The sequence below is a fragment of the Bacillus seohaeanensis genome (genome assembly GCF_042684945.1).
Lineage (GTDB): Bacteria > Bacillota > Bacilli > Bacillales > Bacillaceae_B > Rossellomorea > Rossellomorea seohaeanensis.
On record NZ_JBHUMF010000031.1, the window covers coordinates 247,451 to 265,052 of the forward strand.

Below are 17,602 nucleotides of genomic sequence, written 5' to 3' on the forward strand. Positions count from 1 at the left end.
GAGAGTATTATGAATAATATTTGGAAAACCATCGCATCTAAATGGCGTGTGCAATTTAAGGAAGAAAAAGAAATAAAAACAAAGGTGGAAACAAATTTTACTCAAACCTTTGAAGCTATTAAGTCGGGGAAAAGCGTTCCTTCTGCAGAAGAAGACATTTTTGGTGATGGGGATGACTGGGACGACTTAGATGATGATATTTAGGGGAGGAGAAACGATTGGCAGTTGACCAGCTAGATCTTGCATTAACAGATAAGCAGAAAGAAGTAGTGGACTATAATGGTGAGGAGGTCTTAATCAAAGGAATTGCTGGAAGTGGTAAGACAACAGTTATCCTACGCCGAGCAAATAAGTTATTAAAAAAGAATCCTGATTTAAAAATTGGTATTTTTACCTATAATAAATCGTTGACTAGTTATTCAAAAGAAATGGCAAAGAAAATTGGTTCAGATAATTTAAAGGTCTATACTTTCCATGGTTGGGGTTCTTCCGTGCTTAAGGATCTGTTAAAAACATACAATTTAAACATCTTTTACGACAGTGATAAAAAGGAAGCTTTAAATAAATCGATTGCAAGCATCAAATCAAATCTTGATCATCGTTTTATAACGGAAGAGAAATATAAATCGTTTTTGCTTGATGAGATTTCCTGGATGAAGGGAAAAGGATTTACAACTCGAGAGGAGTATAAGCAGGCGGTTCGAAAAGGAAGAGGTGGAGAAGTTCGTGTAACGAAGCAAGATCGTGATCTTATTTATAGTCTGTTTGAAAGCTATGAATATGCCCGAGTTGGAAAAGGAAGGATAGGATTTGATGACTTTGCAAGAATCATTTATGACAAAAAAGATCAAATAAAGGACCATTTTAAATTTGATCATGTGATGGTGGATGAAGCGCAAGACTTGCAACAACTGCAACTACAGTTACTTCGTTTTATTACTAAAAAAGGTTTTGTTGTTGCGGCTGATAAAGGACAAAAAATCTATAAAACTTCTTTCTCATGGAAGGATATTGGTCTTAATATCCTAGGTGGACGTACGAAAATATTAAATAATTCGTTCCGTTCAACTAAACAAATAGTTGAAATGGCCAACAGCCTCCAGTTACACGATTCAGTCATTCATGACGATGAATATGTGAAGCCAGTCATGCCAGAGTATACAGGTCCTATTCCAGAGGTTTATCAATGCGCTAGTAGACAAGTTCAGGACCAAGCAATTGTCAATTCTATTAAGCAAATTGCAGAAGAATATCCTGGCGCAACAATTGGCGTTTTAGCGAGAGAGTGGCGTAGTGTAGGACGTATCTATCATAGTATTAAAGGAACCGAAATTGCTTATGAATATTTGAAAGATGGAAAAGGCAATCCTACTTCTCCTGGTGTTAAATTTTCTTCTTTCCATTCCGCAAAAGGTCTTGAATTTGATTTTGTTATTATTTTGGACTTGATTAATGATGAACGAGCGGATAATAAAGACATCCATGATGATGAGTATTATGATGTTGAACGACGCTTACTTTATGTTTCAATTACAAGGGCTAAAAAGCACTTACAAGTATTCTATTATAAAGAACCGTCAAGGTTGTTACTGGAAATTGATCCAAGTACTTATAAAAAAGATATATTCTAGAATTAATAAGAATTTTAAAGTCCTTGATTACAAGTTTAACTTTGGTAAAACACAGTGTAAGAAAGTGAAATGAAAATAAAGATTACTATTAGGTTATCCTTTGATTAAAGGATGACCTAATTTATTAGTGGCTAAAAATCAAATAGTTGATAGGCTAAGGTGACTATGTACCAATTCAAGTACATTGAAAACACATCAAACTTAACAGTGAGAAAGTAATTTATTATACCTGAAGTACAAGGGAGAGATAACTATGCGATTTAAATATGAAGAACTTAATTCCGCACCACTACTAGTAAATGCTATATACGAGGGGGGATCTAAAGGTAATCCTGCTGCGGACGATCCTTTAAATAAATTGTTTAGAATAGAAGGGTTTACTAAAAGTGTTGGTAATAGAGGAGGGTTTAGAAAATCGAATATAGAGAACAATGGGAAATCAACAAAAGAAATAGCATATGCAGTTATTTTTACTACTGGTAAAATTGAAGAGTGGCCGGATACGCTTGATAAGTCAAATGGGACTTTTATTTATTATGGAGATAATAGACAGCCAGGTAACTACTATTTAAATACTAAGCAACGAGGTAATGCCTTACTTAAGGATATTTTTGAAAAAGCTTATGAATCTACTGAGGCTAGAAAGTCTATTCCACCTTTGTTTGTATTTGAATCTACTGGAGTCGGAACAAATGTAGAATTCCTAGGAGTTGCTGTTCCAGGGATAATAGGAAAAACACTTGAAGATGCGTTAGAATTAGCAACATTTGGTGAGTCTCCAAATCTGTTTCAAAACTATAAAGCATATTTTACCATGATTAATATTGAACCCAGCGGTATAAGTAGAGAATGGTTGGCTCAGCTAAAGGGAACTAATGGTAACCCACTAAAATATGCACCCAGCGAATGGATTAATTTCGTTAATAATGGCCCAGGCAATGTAACCCCATTAAACATAAAACAAAAAGAAATCATTAATAATTCATCTGATGTAGTACTCCCAAGTGAAAGACAGTATCTCCGGAAAGTGCGAACAACTCAAGGTAAATTTCGAGAAAGTTTATTAAAGGCTGAACCTTCTTGTAAAGTATGCGGGATGGACATCTTAAATCTTTTAGTCGCTAGTCACATTAAACCATGGAAAGACTGTAATGACATAGAGAGAGTTGACTTTTTTAATGGCCTTTTGCTATGTCCAGCGCATAATGCTGCTTTTGATGGTGGATATATATCCTTTGATGATGAAGGTTCTATTGTGCTTTCACATGATTTAAGTAAGCAGAATAAAGAATTACTAAAACTAAATGATACTATAAAAATCAAACTTGAATCCAAACACATTCCGTATATGAATTGGCATACTAATAAGGTTTTTAGGCATAGATAAGTCGTATTTGTTAGCACGCACCTTACAAGGACACAGTAACACCACATTAGTGAAATATATGAAGAAAGAGGTAAGGTGATTAATATTATAAAAGTGAATACCTCAACAAGTTCACAAGCGATTGAGCATTAAAGCGCAGCATCCTCCATTACGATACATGATTAGTACGGTTACTATATAGAATAAGGAGAAGCTCATTACTGAACCTCTCCTTATTCTACTATTCTCACAATTTTTCCGACAGCGTTTGAATCGAAGTCATCATCGTATCCAGCTTTGTTTCAATACGATAAAGCAGATACAATGTAACGACGATTGGAAACCTTACTTCAGAGGTAAAAAGGAAGCACTTAATCCACTGAACCGAAACCCGAATAGGTCCATTTTTTAGTGTCTACTATTTAGGGTTCGATGGAGAGCTCATGTAGCTCTCTTTTTTATTTGTATTGAATTTACAAAAGATTCACATTTCTATTCTTTTACGTTATAATGGAATGTGTAGGGAGTATGAACTATAAAGCTCCACCTTTGTTATTACCAATTTACTGGGGTTGTTTTAAGTGTGCTTACATCATTTTTACAGCTGAAGGAGGAGGGGGGATTGAAACAAAATATAGCTAATTTCTACAAAGCGTCCCTTTGCAATTTGAAGAGATAAAGGTATGAGGTAAGTAAAATTACATAATCATTCTCAGCTTGTATAAGGAGTAGTTGAAACAGAAAATCATAAAAAATAAATTTCATTCATACATGATAGGAATGAACCTGGAGGAGAACCATATGTTTAATTTGCCAACACTTATTACGGAAGATTCTTTAATTAAATCGATGAATATCGAAGCATTAGTATTAAACCCAGTAGCAAAAGGAGTAGGATCATTAGTAGTTCTTTCTTCTGATAGTGCAACGGAGAAAATAGTTAAGATATACGCTGTTGAGGAAACTGGAAATGAAAACGAGTATATTGTTGGTTTTAAATTATTCGAAAGCGCTTTCGAAGATGAAAAATATGCACAGGAATTTATTGAATATCTACCGTCTATGTCTGCTATTGAATTATTATTTGTCACCTATGACTTAAGTAACGAATTTACTATGCATTGATTTCAGTGTAAACGAAAGTTTCTAAAAATGATGAGGGTGGTCCTTTTTTAACGAGACATAGTCTCACACTTTTTAATTAAATTATTATTCTCTCAATTTCTCAGGCAGTGTTTAAATCGACGTAACCACAACATCCAGATTCGCTTCAATCCGATAAAGCAGATACAATGTCACCAAAATCGGAAACCCTACTTCAGAAATAAAAGGAATCACTTCATCCACTATTTCTCACTTCTTTCCCTATAAAAAAGAACCGGAACTACAAGGTAATCCCTTCGTTCCAGTTCTTTTTTCTATGCTTCTATTTCATATTCTGTAACATTTCGCTCCACCACTCTCGCACCTTTAATCCCAACTAACGCACCGCTTGAACTTTGAAACACGTTATCGGCGATGATTGTTTCCATCACTGTTTTTACAGCAGCTGGATCCACAGGTTCGATTGGGTCATCCAGGTTAAGTTTTGCAACCTTCCCAAATTGTGTAGCAAATTGAAGTTCTAGTGTTTTTGCCATTAGGTTGTCACCTCCATATACTTATTTTTGTTTCGTTACGCATTAATATCGTAACTTTCGTTTTTCTCGACGTTGAGTAGTGTTTTAGATGATAGACTTCCTAATTGATGTGCCGACTGATAAATCGCATCCGGCGTCGCATTTAGGTTGATGTTGCTGTAGGATTTGTACTGGAATACGGGTTTTCCGTCTTCGTCAACGCCATCATTGTACATAAGACGAAGCTTCGAATCTTTTAAATCTGCACTTGCCATATTTAGCACCTCCTTTCGCTTTCTATATAGGGGAGAAAGGGAAAAAGAGACACCTTGTTTAAAGAATTTGTATAAAAGTAAACGAGGTTTGTCTTGGAGTACTAAATGTAAAATCAACAGGCGTATTTTTTCGTGTATAACATTGCACCTGAAAAAAATAATTTATGTAGGAAAATAGAAGGGAAAAGGCACATAAAAGGATAATATATCTACTTATGTTATCAAGTTATTAAAAGGAGCTGATAGAATGAATGAAAAGTTACTCAGGGTAGGAACTATTTATATTCCTGTTACGAATGTTGAACTTTCTTCAGAATGGTATGTAAACAAATTGGGGGCAGAGTTGAGCTATAAAGACGAAGACAAAGCAATTCTTAACTTTGCAAATCAAAGCATCTTTTTGGTTAAATCCCAAGATAACCAAAGCTTAAACTTTTATGATATTTACGGTGAAGAGCGTTTCTCTTTAACATTTGAAGTTAATGGTTTAACTGCACTAGAAGCACTCCATAGTGACTTTATAAAAAAAGAAATAAAAGTCGGAGAGATTGAAAATAGGGGACACACTGGGAAGAACTTTGTTTTTTATGATTTAGATGGTAATAAATTTGATGTTTGGAGTGAGTTAAGTCCAATATTCAAAGAAAAATATCTGATATCGGAATAAAAAAGTTTTGATTTTCAATAAACGGGCGTGATTGTTAAATATCGTTACAAATTAAAAATCCTAACTATACAAGTTCCTATTTCAATACCTTGTATGGTTGGGGTTATTTTTATGCAAAAGTTATACTGCCATTTCCTGCATGAATTAACTGCTAAATAAAGCTGTTGCCATGTGTAGCACCTTTTTTCGCCTTCTATATAGGGGAGAAAGTAGAAAAAGACACCTTCTTTCAAAAATTTGTATAAAAGTAAACAAGGTTTGTCTTGGAGCACTAAACGTAAAATTAACAGGCGTATCTTTTCGTATATAACATTGCGCTTGAAAAAGATAATCTATATAAGAAAACAGAAGGAGATCGGAGGGGATTAACTTTCGAAAATATGTTTTTCTTGACTAAGTACGAAAGTGAATTAAAGGGGCAATATTTGATTACTTGTTCCATTATAAATGAGCTAAGGTAGGGGAACTTAAGCAATGGGGAGAAATAATAAGGTCAATATTTACTTAAGGGGTTCTGTTATGTCAAAGAAAAACCAGATGTTATTCAATATCTCAATAATGATCGTGTCATGGCTTTTTATCCCTTTCTTGGGACGGGGAACGAACAAGAGATTTTTACCCTCGGCTATTCTTGCTGTAATATTATGTAGTTTAGATCTTCAAATTGGGAAACGTCGGAAATGGTGGGTTTTTTATAACAATCCTCATTCCACTTTAAAAAATGAAATCCCTTTTCTTGTTGGTCCTATGTTTCTGATGGCCATGGCAGTATTAAAATGGTCTTATGGGAATTTTAAAAAATTTATGTTACTAAATGCTATTGGTGGACTTTTCTTCACTTTCCCTGTGACGGAGATTTGTACAAAACTAAAAGTGTATAAACTGGTAAAAATAAACCACTTTCAATTCTTTCTTTATTTTTATTACAAAGCTTTTTTCTTATATGGATTTCAATATTTGTTTGAGAAATATCGTTTAAGAGTATAGTAACGGATGGCTATTCTTCAAGAAGGAGAATAGCTTTTTTATTGAAGTAAAGAAGCGGTTGAATAAGGGGCGGATTATCCCTAATGTATGTTAGTATCTAACGTTTATGTAGGGGAAAGAAAAATAAATGTAAAAGTTACGAAAAGGCATCAGAGTTAATTTAATGAATTATTTAAGGTAAAATAGAGAGAGCGAAACAAGTATACGGTTTAGGGGGAAGCGATTTGAATAATTTCATTGTCATGCAAGGTCAGACTTACCATGAAGATAAAGAACTGGGCATTATTTGGTCCACAAAATGGGATAGGGGAGGAAATATAAATCACTCATGGGAACGAATGACGGAAGTAAAAGAAGGAGACCGGGTGTTTCACTATGTCAAAGGGAACTTTGTTGCGATAAGCATTGCTAGTGAAGACTGTAAAGAAGCTAGCAAGCCATCTAGCAAGCCAAGTCATCATAGAGAGAAGGACGAAGGTTATTTAGTGAATTTAGAATACCATGAATTAGATGTACCCATTAATGTGCGTGATAAGTTTACGGAAATCTCCCCGCTGTTACCGATTAAATATTCTCCATTCCAGCAGGATGGGAATGGGAATCAAGGGTATTTGTATCCGTGCAATGAAGAACTTGCAATTAAATTGCTAGAACTAATTAGTGAGTCGAATATTTATCGAGTAAGTGAGGAGCAATTAGAGTTTGCGGTAGAGGATATCAGAAGAACGGAACACAATACATTAATACCCGTTATCGCGGAAACAGAATCCGAGGAAAAAACGAAAATCCGACTAGGTCAGCAAAAGTTCAGAAAAGGCTTGCTACCCCTATGGGAGGGGAAGTGCGCGCTATGTGGTATTGATTTACCAGAACTACTAAAAGCGACCCATTCGAAACCTTGGAAAGATAGCACAAATGAGGAACGTCTTGATCCATACAACGGCGTGCTGCTTTGCTGTAATCATGATGCCCTTTATACGAATGGGTTTATTGCATTTGATGGACAAGGACGTTTGCACATTTCTTCTTTAGTTTGTGAGGAAGACTATTTGAAATATGGGTTAAAACCGAGGACGAAGATAAAGATTCATTCTGAAAATAAAGTGTATTTTAAGTGGCATAAGAGGAATATTTTTAAAAAGGAATAGTCTTCGCTTCATGAGAAGACTATTTCCCCCGAATTAACTGCTCAACCGCTGGAATATCAGCAGGTGCCCATTTTAATGAATCAAGATTTTCTCTTTTCAACCAAATTAGCTTAGAATGTTCACTAGCAGTTGGGGTACCTTCGACTATTTTGCACTTGATGGATAATAGATTAATAATAAATGTTTCGTATTCATGCGTGTTATCATGAAACAATGCGGCCGTTTTAATTTTACAATCTAGTTCTTCCTCTATTTCTCTCACCAACGCGGAATGAATATCCTCATTTTTCTCCACTTTGCCACCGGGAAACTCCCACATATTCGGAATAGACATACTCGGAGAGCGCAATGCACATAAAATTTCATTTTGTTCATTTTCGATAATTGCAGCGACAACTTTTACTCGTTTTTTCAATGTAATCCTCCTATGAAATTCTTTATCGTAACCATCATACCATTTTCTGAACCTTGTTAGCAGAATGGAGAAGTGGCAATGGACTATAAAGGCTCCCAAAGTTATATATAAACAAATCATTACTATCAAGGTAATAGAGCTATTGATTTATATTATTGTAAAAATTAGGAACAGTATGATAATATTTCATTATACTGATCTTTATTTATACCATCGTTTCCACTATAAATTATAACGGAGAGGGATAAAATCAACATGGATATGAACTACAAAATGTATGCTTTAGCTCTGAATCAAAAATGGAGTGCTACCTTCACGGTTATAGGCTTTTTACGAGAGGGGAGTCAAGGCGAGATACATATGACGGTTAATAATGAACAGACATATATTTTTCGTGGGGATGATGAAAAAGAGGTATTGCAAGAGGCGAAAGCAATGTTGCGATTAATATGTGGTGAATAGTACATGAAAAGTGCCTGGCTTCTCCATTATCCAGGAGAAGCTCGGCACTTTTTGTTTTTCATTCTACTATTCTCTCAATTTCTCCGGCAAGGTTTGAATCGAAGTTACGACCGCATCTAGCTTCGTTTCAATGCGATAAAGCAGATACAATGTCACGACAATCGGAAACCCTACTTCAGAAATAAAAGGAATCACTTGATCCACGATTTTTTCACTCCCTTCTTTCTAAAAGGCTGTTTTTAAAAGGTTGTTGCATCTAACACCAATGGAAAGGGACGGTTCAGTGGCCTACAGATAACAAACTTTATGAAAACAGCTTTATAAAAAAAGAACTGGAACTAGGTGCTCCCTTCGTTCCAGTTCTCCTTTGGTTACGCCTCTATTTCATATTCCGTAACATTCCGCTCCACTACTCTTGCGCCTTTAATCCCAACTAACGCGCCACTCGAACTTTGGAAAACGTTATCGGCAATGATTGTCTCCATCACTGTTTTCACAGCAGCTGGATCCACAGGTTCGATTGGGTCATCAAGATTAAGTTTCGCCACTTTCCCAAATTGTGTAGCAAATTGAAGTTCTAGTGTTTTTGCCATGAGGTCGTCACCTCCATTTCCTTATTTTTTTGTCCAGTTACGCATTAATATCGTAACTTTCATTTTTCTCCACGTTGATTAGTGTCTTAGATGATAGACTTCCTAACTGGTGTGCGGATTGATGAATCGCATCCGGTGTCGCATTTAGGTTGATGTTGCTGTAGGTTTTGTACTGGAATACAGGTTTCCCGTCTTCATCGACGCCATCATTGTACATAAGACGAAGCTTAAGATCTTTTAAGTTTGCACTTGCCATGTGTAGCACCTCCTTTCGACCCTTATATAGGGATTGAAAGGGGAAAAGGACACCCTGTTTGAAAAAAGTTTTAAAAGGAGTTGTCGCTTTTTAACGGAAATCAACGGGCAGAATTTATAAGTAAAACAACCACCCATGAGAAAAGAGCCATTTTAGGATTCTTAAGATTTTCCTAGCTTAAGAAAAGACTTTCCCGCTAATAGATTCGTCAACATGATCTGTCTGTTTCTATATGAAGCTTTCTAGTTATGAACATAAAGAGGCGAACAAATAAAAAGGTTATAGCTAATGTAAGGTATGTAATCATCCAGTTCCAACTATTTTTATACTTGATAAGGTCTGTATATTTTTCCAAGATTACTTCTAAAATGGTCATGGGCATGCTATAAAGTAATGCTTGAAATATAGTAGTAATAGGCGTTGAAAAAAATGATGTTCGATTATAAAAACCACATAGTATTGGAAAAAGTAAATAGTCAAAAACAACATTTATTTTGAAAAACTTTGGCAAGAAGCGAATAGGATAAGAAATTTGCCTACCCTTTACTGCAAAATGACCAATAAAGCTTGTTATATAGCCTTTTACAAAGAATACTAAAAGCCATTCTTTTAAATTTTCTCTTTTAAAAGCAAATGGAATTAACAGTAGTCCCAAGCAACAAAAAAACTTAATAATTTTTTCTGCAAAAGCGATCACCTCCTTACTAGTATTTATAAAAAAATTGTACTTATTCCGTAGTGTTTTAAGACTTATGAAGAGGACATGGATAAAAGTGTCATAAGTATCTTTAAACTTATAATTTCCCTTGAGTTGTAAATAATTGTAATAATAAGGAGGTTTTGTTATGGAGCATAATCCTAAGTTGTCTTCAGCTGAATTAGCTAATTTATGGGGTTCATATATGTCAGATAGTATGAACATTTGCATTATGAATCATTTTTTATCAGTTGTGGAAGACAAAGAAATTGAAGAGATACTCAATCATTCAAAAAAGCTATCAGTGGGTCATTTAGATACTATTTCTACTATTTTTAAAGAGGAAAAAATACCACTTCCCCAAGGGTATACAAAATCTGATGTAGTTGAAAATTCCCCAAAATTATTTTCTGATTTATTTTACTTGCGTTTTCTACAACATATGGGAAGGCAAGGAGCGAATATTAATGGTATGGCATTAGGAACTTCTTATCGTGATGATATAAAGTCCTTTTACCTAGCTGCTTTGAATGAGAGTGCAGAACTATATAATAGGGTTGGAGATTTAATGAGTGTAAAGGGAATTTTAGTTCGATCTCCAAACATCGCTTATCCAGAGAAAGTGGAATTTATTCAAGATGAAAATTTTATGGCCGGATATTTAACATTACATAAAAGACCTCTGTTGGCAGTAGAAATTACCCATTTATCTAATAATATTGAAGCAAATTTAATTGGTGAAACATTAATACTAGGCTTTGCACAAGTTACCGAAAACGAAGAAGTTAAAAGCTATTGTCAAAAAGGAATTAGATTAAGTAGGGAAATTATTTCATCATTAAATGAAATTTTGTCAGATGATAAGATTAACGCACCATTTACTTGGGAGTCAGCTTTAACTAATAGTACAACGTCTCCTTTTTCAGATAAGTTGATAATGGGGCTTCTTTCTTCTTTAAATTCAATTTCTATTGGAAATATGGGATTAGGTATTGGGGCGAGCATGAGAAGTGACTTAGTCGCAGAATATACAAGTTTAACAGCACAAACTGTAAAATATGCAAATGCGGGAACGAAAATTTCCATTAAAAATGGGTGGATAGAAAAAGCCCCTCAACAATTAGATTTTAAAAAGTTACAAGGGAAAAGTTAGCGTAAAAATATAGAAGGAATTTAACTACCACATGTTTGCGGTAATTTTTTATTTAAAGTGTAGTAAAAGTGAGGGGGATTGGGACTTTACAAAAAAGTACATCGTATGGGGACAAGTGAAAGTGTTACAAACCGTGAGAGAAATAGGGAATACAGCCATACATAAGATCAAAGAACCGAAAAGGTCTGATTTGAGAAAGTATTAGATTTAATTTATTAGGTTCTTTTCTCATCGATTACTGTTTTTACTTATAAATGCTACCCGTTGATTCCGCTACGGGCACTTGCTTTTCTCTCTTCCGGTAGGAGTCAAGTGCCTTTCGCTCCAATCCACTTTATGTTTTCAACTGTTGTGAAAAGCAATAATCTTTTAGAAAACAACCTCTTTCTAAAAACTGTCTTAAAATAGTACAGGCAATGAAACGAAATCTTGAATACTTCCATCACGTGGGCTCCGTGTGTAGACCCATAATTCCCCTGATGGAGTAGTCGGTTGCTGATTGAATATGATGGAAGTGGAAAATGAGCCATATGCAGGGGCACCTGCTGTTGTTTGAATAGGCGATTCTTCTGTTACGATTCGATCGTTCTCATCCATAATACGATAGAGGATTGTTCCTTCAAATGCACGGGCAAATCCTCTAAGCTTTTGCCCTTCGCGAATGATTGTTCCTGGAAGCGGGTTAAAAACAACAATGTTCGTTGAAGTTGGAAGCGGGATAATGAGTTGATATCCAGGATAGACAACATCAGGTGAGATACCAGGGCGTTGGCGATTTGCTTCAAGTAAGGTCGATAATGAAATACCGAAGCGTTGAGCGATTTTGTTTAATGTGTCTCCTTGTTCGACTAAGTAAATAAGGGCAGGAACTTGAAGAACTTGATTTGGATAAAGGAGGTTAGGGTTAGTAATGGAAGGATTTATGCCTTGGAGCAACGAAACACTTGTTGAATACCGCCTGCTAATCTTATTCAGCGTATCTCCGGTGCTAACAATGTGATGAACTTGTCTGTTACCAGGTTTCGAAATAACTAATACTTGACCAGGAAAAATGAGATAGGGATCGGTAACAGGTGGGTAAACGGCGTTTGCTTCTACTAGGAGAGGAACGGTTCCTCCTATGTTCGAGGCAATGGAATACAATGTGTTTCCTTGTTGAACTGTGTAAACAAGAGAAGTACCATCAACGATAGGCATTACAATCACTCCTATGTTCGTTTTACTATCCCTATCCATGGTATTCGTCTACTTAAGGAGTGGTGATTAGGAATCCGGGTGCCAGGCACAAAAAGAGAGGAATAACCTTTCTAGCCAACAAAACAAGAAGGCACTAGTTGCAGTACTATTACTGTTACTAGTGCTTTTTTGTGGTTTATCTCCTTTTAGAATGCATTGTTGGAAAACAAGAGCTGTCCAAAAGGTCCTTTTCTCCCGACTTTTTAGGCAGTCCCCATAATTATACATAGTTAGTGGTTCTATATTGGGGATAGTAAGGTACGTATTGATGTGGAAAATGTGAGTGTTGGTTAGTTGGTAACGGTTGATTGTGATTTTTTGCGTTTTTTGATTTTGAGCAATTCTTATTTGGACCAATATACGTTGTAGGCTTAACAGGTGCGGTCACTTGTTTCCATTGATTTTCATCGATGCAATAAGTATGAGCCATAATAGTTGCAGGAGTGAATTTTAGGATATCAGAACCTAAAATTACTTCAGGAGTAGGCGCATCAAAAATGGCTAAAAGGTGCGTGTTATCGACGGAAGCAATTTCATAATGCCACCAACCTTGTGGGATATTTGCTACTTGCCCAGGAGTAATAGCGTAGTTAAGAATTTGCTTAGTAAAGGGATTTAGCATGGATACAACCGCTGCTCCGGAAATACAATACACGAGTTCAGCAGCATTTTGATGATAATGTGGTTCTACAATATTATTTTTGCTTAAGAAAATATCTAGCAATGATACATTCTCCAATGTATTTAGCTGATTGACGCCTAATACATTGATATAGTTTTTATTATCTTTTTTAAATAAAGGGCTTTTATTTACATCAAAAGCATATTGGGTTGATGGAGAAGTGTAATCCATATAAGAAACCATAAATTTGATCACCTTTTTATAGTAAAATATCAAACTTTCTAGGCATCTTATGCATATATGGGCATTTTGGTGTTAGAAGTGAATGGAGTGGAGCAGAATGGCAAAAAAGAATGCCAGTGTTCGTACTCCTCTTACATATAAATGGGAAGAGGAAGACGACTTTGCATTCTTATTGACGAAAGAGTAACAGTATTTTCCTGAGTAGTAACCCAATGACTACACCAGGTATGACAAATAGCATTGGTAAAAAAATAGGCCCCAACAATACACCAAAAATAGTGATTTTTGTAGAGAACATTATTCCTACCGTAACAAAATAAGCAGAAAAGACAAAGGGAAGAAATAAAAGGGGAGAAGTATCTCGGCCTTTATTTGCATCTTTGATGGCATCCCACATCGAAAAGAAATACAAGCACGGGTAGAATAGGAGCCACTGGAAATTCACTTGCTCAATAGAAGTGGAAATATCTCCAAGAAAACTTGAAAGGATTGCACTGTTAAAATTAGATTGAACATTCACTATAACTTCTAGAAAAATAAGAAATATCCCTTTTATATATTTACCGTTTAAAAGTTGTCCAAAACCAGGAAAGGCGATAGACCATACTAATTTTTCTAATGTATTTTTATTCACATTGTTGTCATCCTACTTTCATTTTAACGTTGTCCCCGGTGACGATTTTGCTAGTTCATTTCTGTCCGGTGCTGTAAAGGGCTCTTCAAACCAGCCGCGTTCAATCATCATATTTAAACCGTCGTTGTTATATTTACCTACTAAAGGAATTAACTTAATGAATTCTGCTGCTAGGTCGTGCCTTAACATTTGGGAAAGGGCAGCACCAAAGTTTTGTACAGCGATGTTTCCTGCTAATGATCCATGATACAGCATCAGTTTATCGGAAAAAGGGGGAGTAGTAGAATCCGTCACATGTGCATCCATTAATTTGGGAGCAGGAAGATCTTGACTTGTTAAATGCCGAGAGAAGCTCTCTATTTGATTTGAAGATAGTTGCGCTCCTTTTTGGAAATGCTTTCTGATTTTTGTTGAAGAAGCAACTTGGCTGAAACCTAACATTAAGGACTTCCCTAAAATATTTGTGTTGATATTATATTGTAAATGCTTGATTTCATTAGCGATAAGCGGTCTATCTCTTCCGGTAATAATAGAAATAAACGATTTTTTCTCAACAAAATCCACTTTTTTTGCATAAGGTATCGTCGGAGAACTAAGATCCATTCCTTTTGACAGTAATATATGTAATCCCCTTTCATAAGTTTCGGATGAATCATTGATACAGTTTCGAAAATAGTTCACGATATCTTGCCTAGTTGCAGAAGAGTAGGCACTTCCGTAAGTGAATAAGGAAGAGGTAGACATTTGAACAATATAAAAAGCCATGAACATATCACTGAAAAGGCGAGGAGCATCTTTTCGAAGATCCTGCTCTCCAAAACCGACGGGAATCGGAATATGTTCCATTGTAAAAATAGCTTCGATTTCTTTCACGTGCCTAGTAGAAAGTTCTAAAGCAAATTTAACATAATCTCTAATTTCTTCATCTTCTACGACTTGGAGATAGTGTTTAAACACACAACAAAATAAAGAATCCCCAAGGTAATTACTAAATAAATCAGCTAATTCAGCAGAATTTAACTGTTTGTTTTGTTGATGCTCTGCAGTTTGTTTCTCATTAAAGGTGTTTTTGTCCATCGTCATCCTCCAATGCTTGTAATACGCCTATTATTTGTTGTTGTATGTAAAAATATTAGTAAGAAAAAGAAAGATTTCCTATTTCTTGGGATGAATATTTGAAGGAGATAGCGGTGATGAAACGCTCCTTTACCACTAGAAATTCGTCATTCGATGGTATTCATGAGTTAATCTCTATAGGTATAGTAAAAAAGAAGCTATTTCTCTTGACATGGGAAAACGAATAGAGTAATTAGAAAAAGGCAGCCCTCTTGAAAGAGTGAAAATGTTGACTGATTCATGCTATAGAAATCTAGTTGTGATTATTGTAATTTCACTAGCTACTATTATTGAGGCTGGAAATAGTAAGGTGTATACTTGCTAAATAAACTTTTTTATAAAATAGGGGGAGAGAAGTAGTGGGATTTCAACCTAAGGCCATTTTTCTAGACATGGATGGTACAATATTAAATCACCAAAATAGGGTGAGTATGCGTACGAAAGAAATAATTGACGATTTACGAAATCAGGGGATGTTTGTTTTTATCGCTACTGGTAGATCGGTTGATGAAATAGAAGGAATCGTACCAAAAGGCTTTCAAGTAGATGGTGTCATTACGTCGAATGGAATGGCTGGGTATGTAGGAGAAGACGTTGTATTTGAGCATTCGCTCTCCGTGGAGTTGGTGGAAACTATTATTGAAAAAGCAAGAGAAAATAACGTGTATTATGAGCTTTTCCCATATGGAACATCCCGAGTTACATTAAAACAAGATAAGCAATACATGGAAGATGAAATTAGAGATCCTAAGCCAGATAGTGTTGGGGATAATGAGTGGTTGTCACGGAAGCAAGCAATCAAAGAAGAGATTGTGTGGAAGGATAGCATAGAGGAAAGTGCGTTTTCAAAGTTTTACTTTTTTGCTAGAAAAAAAGAATCTATCAACAGTTGGAAACATGAACTAGAAAAACTAAAGCAAGAAATAGATTTTACCACTTCTACATCTTCTGAGCACAATGTGGAAGTGATGGTGGCAAACGTAAACAAAGCAACAGGAATTAAACAAATGTTGGAGCATTTTCATTTATCTCAGGAAGAAACGCTGGCTATTGGTGACAGTAATAATGACTTGCAGATGTTTCAGTTTGTTCAGTACGCTGTAGCAATGAAAAATGCAGCCGATCCCATTAAAGAAGTAGTCGATGATATTACCGAATTCACTTGCGACGAAGACGGAGTATACCATTATCTTAAATCTAAGTATTCTAGTACTAATAAGCAAGATTTTATAAAAGAGACTAAATAATTTTCTACCATTTGGACGCTATTCTGTCATAAGAAAAGCGTCTTTTCTTATGCAGTTATTTGGGAGAGTAGCATGGATGAAAAATCGTAAGAAATGATTCACTTTTTTCCTATCTTAAGGTTATGTTTTGCAACCTTTTTTTCAATTATATAGAAAACAGTCACATTTTTGAAAAGCGAAAAGAGGTACGAATCGTATAATGATTCGTACCCATATTTTTGTTGATACACCATCGTTCTAAAATGTTCATTTACCAATGCTTGTGAACCTAATAATGATACTTACGGCGCTCTAAAAGGGTACTACCAAGTTCATTCAAGAAGATAGATGCTAAAATAATAGCCGTACCGACCCACTGAAGCGGCGTTACCGTTTCAGATAAAATTAAACTAGCCGATAGAATAGCAATGGGTAATTCAATGGAGGTTAAAATATTGGCGACTCCTCCTGAAACTAACGGGGCGCCCACCGCAAAGAATAATGGTGGAAGGACGGATCCAAATAACGAAACCCCAACCGCAGTCGTTACCAAATTTATCTCAAGCGGCATTATAGATGGGATATCCCGCATAAAGAGGACAAGTACTAAGATAGTTGAGCCTGTTACCATTAAGGAAGTTCGAACCCATGGATCCACATCTACAGCTACTTTTCCACTGAAAAAGATAAACCCGGCGTAAGTGAATGCCGATAGAATACCAAAAACGAATCCTTTAATAGGAAGACCTTGTATGTTTCCATTTGAAATATTCGAGGCAAAATAGACACCAACGATAATGAGAATAATCGACAATATTGTTATTGGTGTAGGCTTTATTTTGCTAAAAATCCACTCCAGTATGATCCCTATCCAAACGAATTGAAACATGAGAATGATAGAAAGGGAGGCTGGCAGATACTGCATCGATGCATAATAAAAAATAGTGGTTAACCCTACAAAACAACCAGTAATCATGATTTGAGGAATATTTTTCTTTGTAATCCCTTTGAAACTCGAGCGTTTTAAAAAGGTGAAAGACCATAATAACAAGAAAGCAATGATCATTTGGACAATAGTAATTTGGCCAAGTGAGTAGCCGTAGCTAAATCCCAGTTTGGCAAATATCGGTGTGAAACCAAAACAGGCACCACCTAATAAAACAAATAGAATCCCTTTATTCAGTTTCATAAATAGACCCTCCTAGCTGCCTGAAATATAACTATATTACTATATCATAAAAAGGCGGAAAGAGGGC

General features: G+C 35.6%; 23 protein-coding genes. 9 read left to right on the forward strand and 14 right to left on the reverse strand.

Annotated features, from left to right (window positions below):
• Positions 1 to 9: 9 nt before the first annotated feature.
• The 3 genes from ACFSUL_RS14505 to ACFSUL_RS14515 all read left to right on the forward strand — a co-directional run bounded on the left by ACFSUL_RS14505 (position 10) and on the right by ACFSUL_RS14515 (position 3,018).
• Complete coding sequence (locus tag ACFSUL_RS14505) at positions 10 to 204, forward strand: hypothetical protein (RefSeq protein WP_377936573.1); 195 nt, start codon at positions 10 to 12, stop codon at positions 202 to 204.
• Positions 205 to 218: 14 nt separating this feature from the next.
• Entirely contained in the window at positions 219 to 1,631 is a 1,413-nt protein-coding gene (locus ACFSUL_RS14510; protein ID WP_377936575.1) for a UvrD-helicase domain-containing protein, read from the forward strand.
• Between the two features lie 253 nt (positions 1,632 to 1,884).
• Positions 1,885 to 3,018, forward strand: coding sequence for an HNH endonuclease (locus tag ACFSUL_RS14515; protein WP_377936577.1), 1,134 nt, complete (start codon positions 1,885 to 1,887; stop codon positions 3,016 to 3,018).
• A 226-nt stretch (positions 3,019 to 3,244) separates the two neighbouring features.
• Here the strand turns inward: ACFSUL_RS14515 and ACFSUL_RS14520 are convergent, their stop codons facing one another.
• Complete coding sequence (locus tag ACFSUL_RS14520) at positions 3,245 to 3,394, reverse strand: YvrJ family protein (RefSeq protein WP_377937722.1); 150 nt, start codon at positions 3,392 to 3,394, stop codon at positions 3,245 to 3,247.
• 404 nt (positions 3,395 to 3,798) lie between these two features.
• Here ACFSUL_RS14520 and ACFSUL_RS14525 point away from each other — a divergent pair, with 404 nt between their 5' ends.
• Positions 3,799 to 4,122: a hypothetical protein gene (locus ACFSUL_RS14525; RefSeq protein ID WP_377936579.1), complete on the forward strand. Its 324-nt coding sequence runs from the start codon at positions 3,799 to 3,801 to the stop codon at positions 4,120 to 4,122.
• Positions 4,123 to 4,233: 111 nt separating this feature from the next.
• Here ACFSUL_RS14525 and ACFSUL_RS14530 read toward each other — a convergent pair whose 3' ends face one another.
• The 3 genes from ACFSUL_RS14530 to ACFSUL_RS14540 form a co-directional block, all read right to left on the reverse strand.
• Positions 4,234 to 4,344, reverse strand: a complete 111-nt coding sequence (locus ACFSUL_RS14530) for a YvrJ family protein (protein ID WP_377936581.1) — start codon at positions 4,342 to 4,344, stop codon at positions 4,234 to 4,236.
• 71 nt (positions 4,345 to 4,415) lie between these two features.
• Positions 4,416 to 4,637 carry a DUF2922 domain-containing protein gene (locus ACFSUL_RS14535; protein ID WP_071412084.1) on the reverse strand — a complete coding sequence of 74 codons (222 nt, stop codon included), beginning with the start codon at positions 4,635 to 4,637 and terminating at the stop codon, positions 4,416 to 4,418.
• A gap of 35 nt (positions 4,638 to 4,672) precedes the next feature.
• Complete coding sequence (locus ACFSUL_RS14540; RefSeq protein ID WP_377936584.1) at positions 4,673 to 4,891, reverse strand: DUF1659 domain-containing protein; 219 nt, start codon at positions 4,889 to 4,891, stop codon at positions 4,673 to 4,675.
• A 247-nt stretch (positions 4,892 to 5,138) separates the two neighbouring features.
• Here ACFSUL_RS14540 and ACFSUL_RS14545 point away from each other — a divergent pair, with 247 nt between their 5' ends.
• On the forward strand, positions 5,139 to 5,558 hold the full coding sequence (locus ACFSUL_RS14545) for a VOC family protein (RefSeq protein WP_377936586.1): 420 nt from the start codon (positions 5,139 to 5,141) through the stop codon (positions 5,556 to 5,558).
• 1,211 nt (positions 5,559 to 6,769) lie between these two features.
• Positions 6,770 to 7,693: an HNH endonuclease gene (locus ACFSUL_RS14550; RefSeq protein ID WP_377936588.1), complete on the forward strand. Its 924-nt coding sequence runs from the start codon at positions 6,770 to 6,772 to the stop codon at positions 7,691 to 7,693.
• Between the two features lie 19 nt (positions 7,694 to 7,712).
• Here ACFSUL_RS14550 and ACFSUL_RS14555 read toward each other — a convergent pair whose 3' ends face one another.
• Positions 7,713 to 8,108, reverse strand: a complete 396-nt coding sequence (locus ACFSUL_RS14555) for a (deoxy)nucleoside triphosphate pyrophosphohydrolase (RefSeq protein WP_377936590.1) — start codon at positions 8,106 to 8,108, stop codon at positions 7,713 to 7,715.
• A gap of 255 nt (positions 8,109 to 8,363) precedes the next feature.
• On the opposite strand from ACFSUL_RS14555, the gene ACFSUL_RS14560 reads away from it, so the two are divergent.
• Entirely contained in the window at positions 8,364 to 8,570 is a 207-nt protein-coding gene (locus ACFSUL_RS14560) for a hypothetical protein (protein ID WP_071412082.1), read from the forward strand.
• A gap of 66 nt (positions 8,571 to 8,636) precedes the next feature.
• Here ACFSUL_RS14560 and ACFSUL_RS14565 read toward each other — a convergent pair whose 3' ends face one another.
• From ACFSUL_RS14565 to ACFSUL_RS14580, 4 genes are all read right to left on the reverse strand, one after another.
• Positions 8,637 to 8,774: a YvrJ family protein gene (locus tag ACFSUL_RS14565; RefSeq protein ID WP_071412083.1), complete on the reverse strand. Its 138-nt coding sequence runs from the start codon at positions 8,772 to 8,774 to the stop codon at positions 8,637 to 8,639.
• A 167-nt stretch (positions 8,775 to 8,941) separates the two neighbouring features.
• Positions 8,942 to 9,163 carry a DUF2922 domain-containing protein gene (locus ACFSUL_RS14570; protein WP_071412084.1) on the reverse strand — a complete coding sequence of 74 codons (222 nt, stop codon included), beginning with the start codon at positions 9,161 to 9,163 and terminating at the stop codon, positions 8,942 to 8,944.
• A gap of 37 nt (positions 9,164 to 9,200) precedes the next feature.
• Entirely contained in the window at positions 9,201 to 9,419 is a 219-nt protein-coding gene (locus ACFSUL_RS14575; RefSeq protein WP_071412085.1) for a DUF1659 domain-containing protein, read from the reverse strand.
• Between the two features lie 208 nt (positions 9,420 to 9,627).
• The gene (locus ACFSUL_RS14580; protein WP_377936593.1) at positions 9,628 to 10,347 is read right to left on the reverse strand and encodes a CBO0543 family protein; all 720 of its coding nucleotides are present in this window, start codon (positions 10,345 to 10,347) and stop codon (positions 9,628 to 9,630) included.
• Between ACFSUL_RS14580 and ACFSUL_RS14585 the strand changes: the two genes are divergently transcribed.
• Positions 10,265 to 11,269 (forward strand): DUF3231 family protein, encoded by a 1,005-nt coding sequence (locus ACFSUL_RS14585; protein ID WP_377936595.1) that lies wholly within the window; start codon positions 10,265 to 10,267, stop codon positions 11,267 to 11,269. The two genes, ACFSUL_RS14580 and ACFSUL_RS14585, sit on opposite strands and share 83 nt — an antisense overlap.
• 399 nt (positions 11,270 to 11,668) lie before the next feature.
• Here ACFSUL_RS14585 and ACFSUL_RS14590 read toward each other — a convergent pair whose 3' ends face one another.
• The 4 genes from ACFSUL_RS14590 to ACFSUL_RS14605 form a co-directional block, all read right to left on the reverse strand.
• Complete coding sequence (locus tag ACFSUL_RS14590) at positions 11,669 to 12,466, reverse strand: LysM peptidoglycan-binding domain-containing protein (protein ID WP_377936597.1); 798 nt, start codon at positions 12,464 to 12,466, stop codon at positions 11,669 to 11,671.
• 259 nt (positions 12,467 to 12,725) lie between these two features.
• Positions 12,726 to 13,370 carry a cupin domain-containing protein gene (locus ACFSUL_RS14595; RefSeq protein ID WP_071412088.1) on the reverse strand — a complete coding sequence of 215 codons (645 nt, stop codon included), beginning with the start codon at positions 13,368 to 13,370 and terminating at the stop codon, positions 12,726 to 12,728.
• 169 nt (positions 13,371 to 13,539) lie between these two features.
• Positions 13,540 to 14,004 carry a hypothetical protein gene (locus ACFSUL_RS14600; RefSeq protein ID WP_377936600.1) on the reverse strand — a complete coding sequence of 155 codons (465 nt, stop codon included), beginning with the start codon at positions 14,002 to 14,004 and terminating at the stop codon, positions 13,540 to 13,542.
• An 18-nt stretch (positions 14,005 to 14,022) separates the two neighbouring features.
• Positions 14,023 to 15,081 carry a DUF3231 family protein gene (locus ACFSUL_RS14605; protein WP_377936602.1) on the reverse strand — a complete coding sequence of 353 codons (1,059 nt, stop codon included), beginning with the start codon at positions 15,079 to 15,081 and terminating at the stop codon, positions 14,023 to 14,025.
• Positions 15,082 to 15,479: 398 nt separating this feature from the next.
• Between ACFSUL_RS14605 and ACFSUL_RS14610 the strand changes: the two genes are divergently transcribed.
• Entirely contained in the window at positions 15,480 to 16,367 is an 888-nt protein-coding gene (locus ACFSUL_RS14610) for an HAD family hydrolase (protein ID WP_377936604.1), read from the forward strand.
• A 268-nt stretch (positions 16,368 to 16,635) separates the two neighbouring features.
• Here the strand turns inward: ACFSUL_RS14610 and ACFSUL_RS14615 are convergent, their stop codons facing one another.
• On the reverse strand, positions 16,636 to 17,535 hold the full coding sequence (locus tag ACFSUL_RS14615; RefSeq protein ID WP_071412091.1) for an EamA family transporter: 900 nt from the start codon (positions 17,533 to 17,535) through the stop codon (positions 16,636 to 16,638).
• Positions 17,536 to 17,602: the final 67 nt, after the last annotated feature.

What these genes read in the sequence shown, in the direction of transcription:
- ACFSUL_RS14505 (WP_377936573.1), top strand. Translation starts at nt 10, where the DNA reads ATGAATAATATTTGGAAAACCATCGCATCTAAATGGCGTGTGCAATTT.
- ACFSUL_RS14515 (WP_377936577.1), top strand. Translation starts at nt 1,885, where the DNA reads ATGCGATTTAAATATGAAGAACTTAATTCCGCACCACTACTAGTAAAT.
- ACFSUL_RS14525 (WP_377936579.1), top strand. Translation starts at nt 3,799, where the DNA reads ATGTTTAATTTGCCAACACTTATTACGGAAGATTCTTTAATTAAATCG.
- ACFSUL_RS14535 (WP_071412084.1), bottom strand. Translation starts at nt 4,637, where the DNA reads ATGGCAAAAACACTAGAACTTCAATTTGCTACACAATTTGGGAAGGTT.
- ACFSUL_RS14540 (WP_377936584.1), bottom strand. Translation starts at nt 4,891, where the DNA reads ATGGCAAGTGCAGATTTAAAAGATTCGAAGCTTCGTCTTATGTACAAT.
- ACFSUL_RS14545 (WP_377936586.1), top strand. Translation starts at nt 5,139, where the DNA reads ATGAATGAAAAGTTACTCAGGGTAGGAACTATTTATATTCCTGTTACG.
- ACFSUL_RS14560 (WP_071412082.1), top strand. Translation starts at nt 8,364, where the DNA reads ATGGATATGAACTACAAAATGTATGCTTTAGCTCTGAATCAAAAATGG.
- ACFSUL_RS14570 (WP_071412084.1), bottom strand. Translation starts at nt 9,163, where the DNA reads ATGGCAAAAACACTAGAACTTCAATTTGCTACACAATTTGGGAAAGTG.
- ACFSUL_RS14575 (WP_071412085.1), bottom strand. Translation starts at nt 9,419, where the DNA reads ATGGCAAGTGCAAACTTAAAAGATCTTAAGCTTCGTCTTATGTACAAT.
- ACFSUL_RS14585 (WP_377936595.1), top strand. Translation starts at nt 10,265, where the DNA reads ATGGAGCATAATCCTAAGTTGTCTTCAGCTGAATTAGCTAATTTATGG.
- ACFSUL_RS14580 (WP_377936593.1), bottom strand. Translation starts at nt 10,347, where the DNA reads ATGCAAATGTTCATACTATCTGACATATATGAACCCCATAAATTAGCT.
- ACFSUL_RS14590 (WP_377936597.1), bottom strand. Translation starts at nt 12,466, where the DNA reads ATGCCTATCGTTGATGGTACTTCTCTTGTTTACACAGTTCAACAAGGA.
- ACFSUL_RS14595 (WP_071412088.1), bottom strand. Translation starts at nt 13,370, where the DNA reads ATGGTTTCTTATATGGATTACACTTCTCCATCAACCCAATATGCTTTT.
- ACFSUL_RS14605 (WP_377936602.1), bottom strand. Translation starts at nt 15,081, where the DNA reads ATGGACAAAAACACCTTTAATGAGAAACAAACTGCAGAGCATCAACAA.
- ACFSUL_RS14615 (WP_071412091.1), bottom strand. Translation starts at nt 17,535, where the DNA reads ATGAAACTGAATAAAGGGATTCTATTTGTTTTATTAGGTGGTGCCTGT.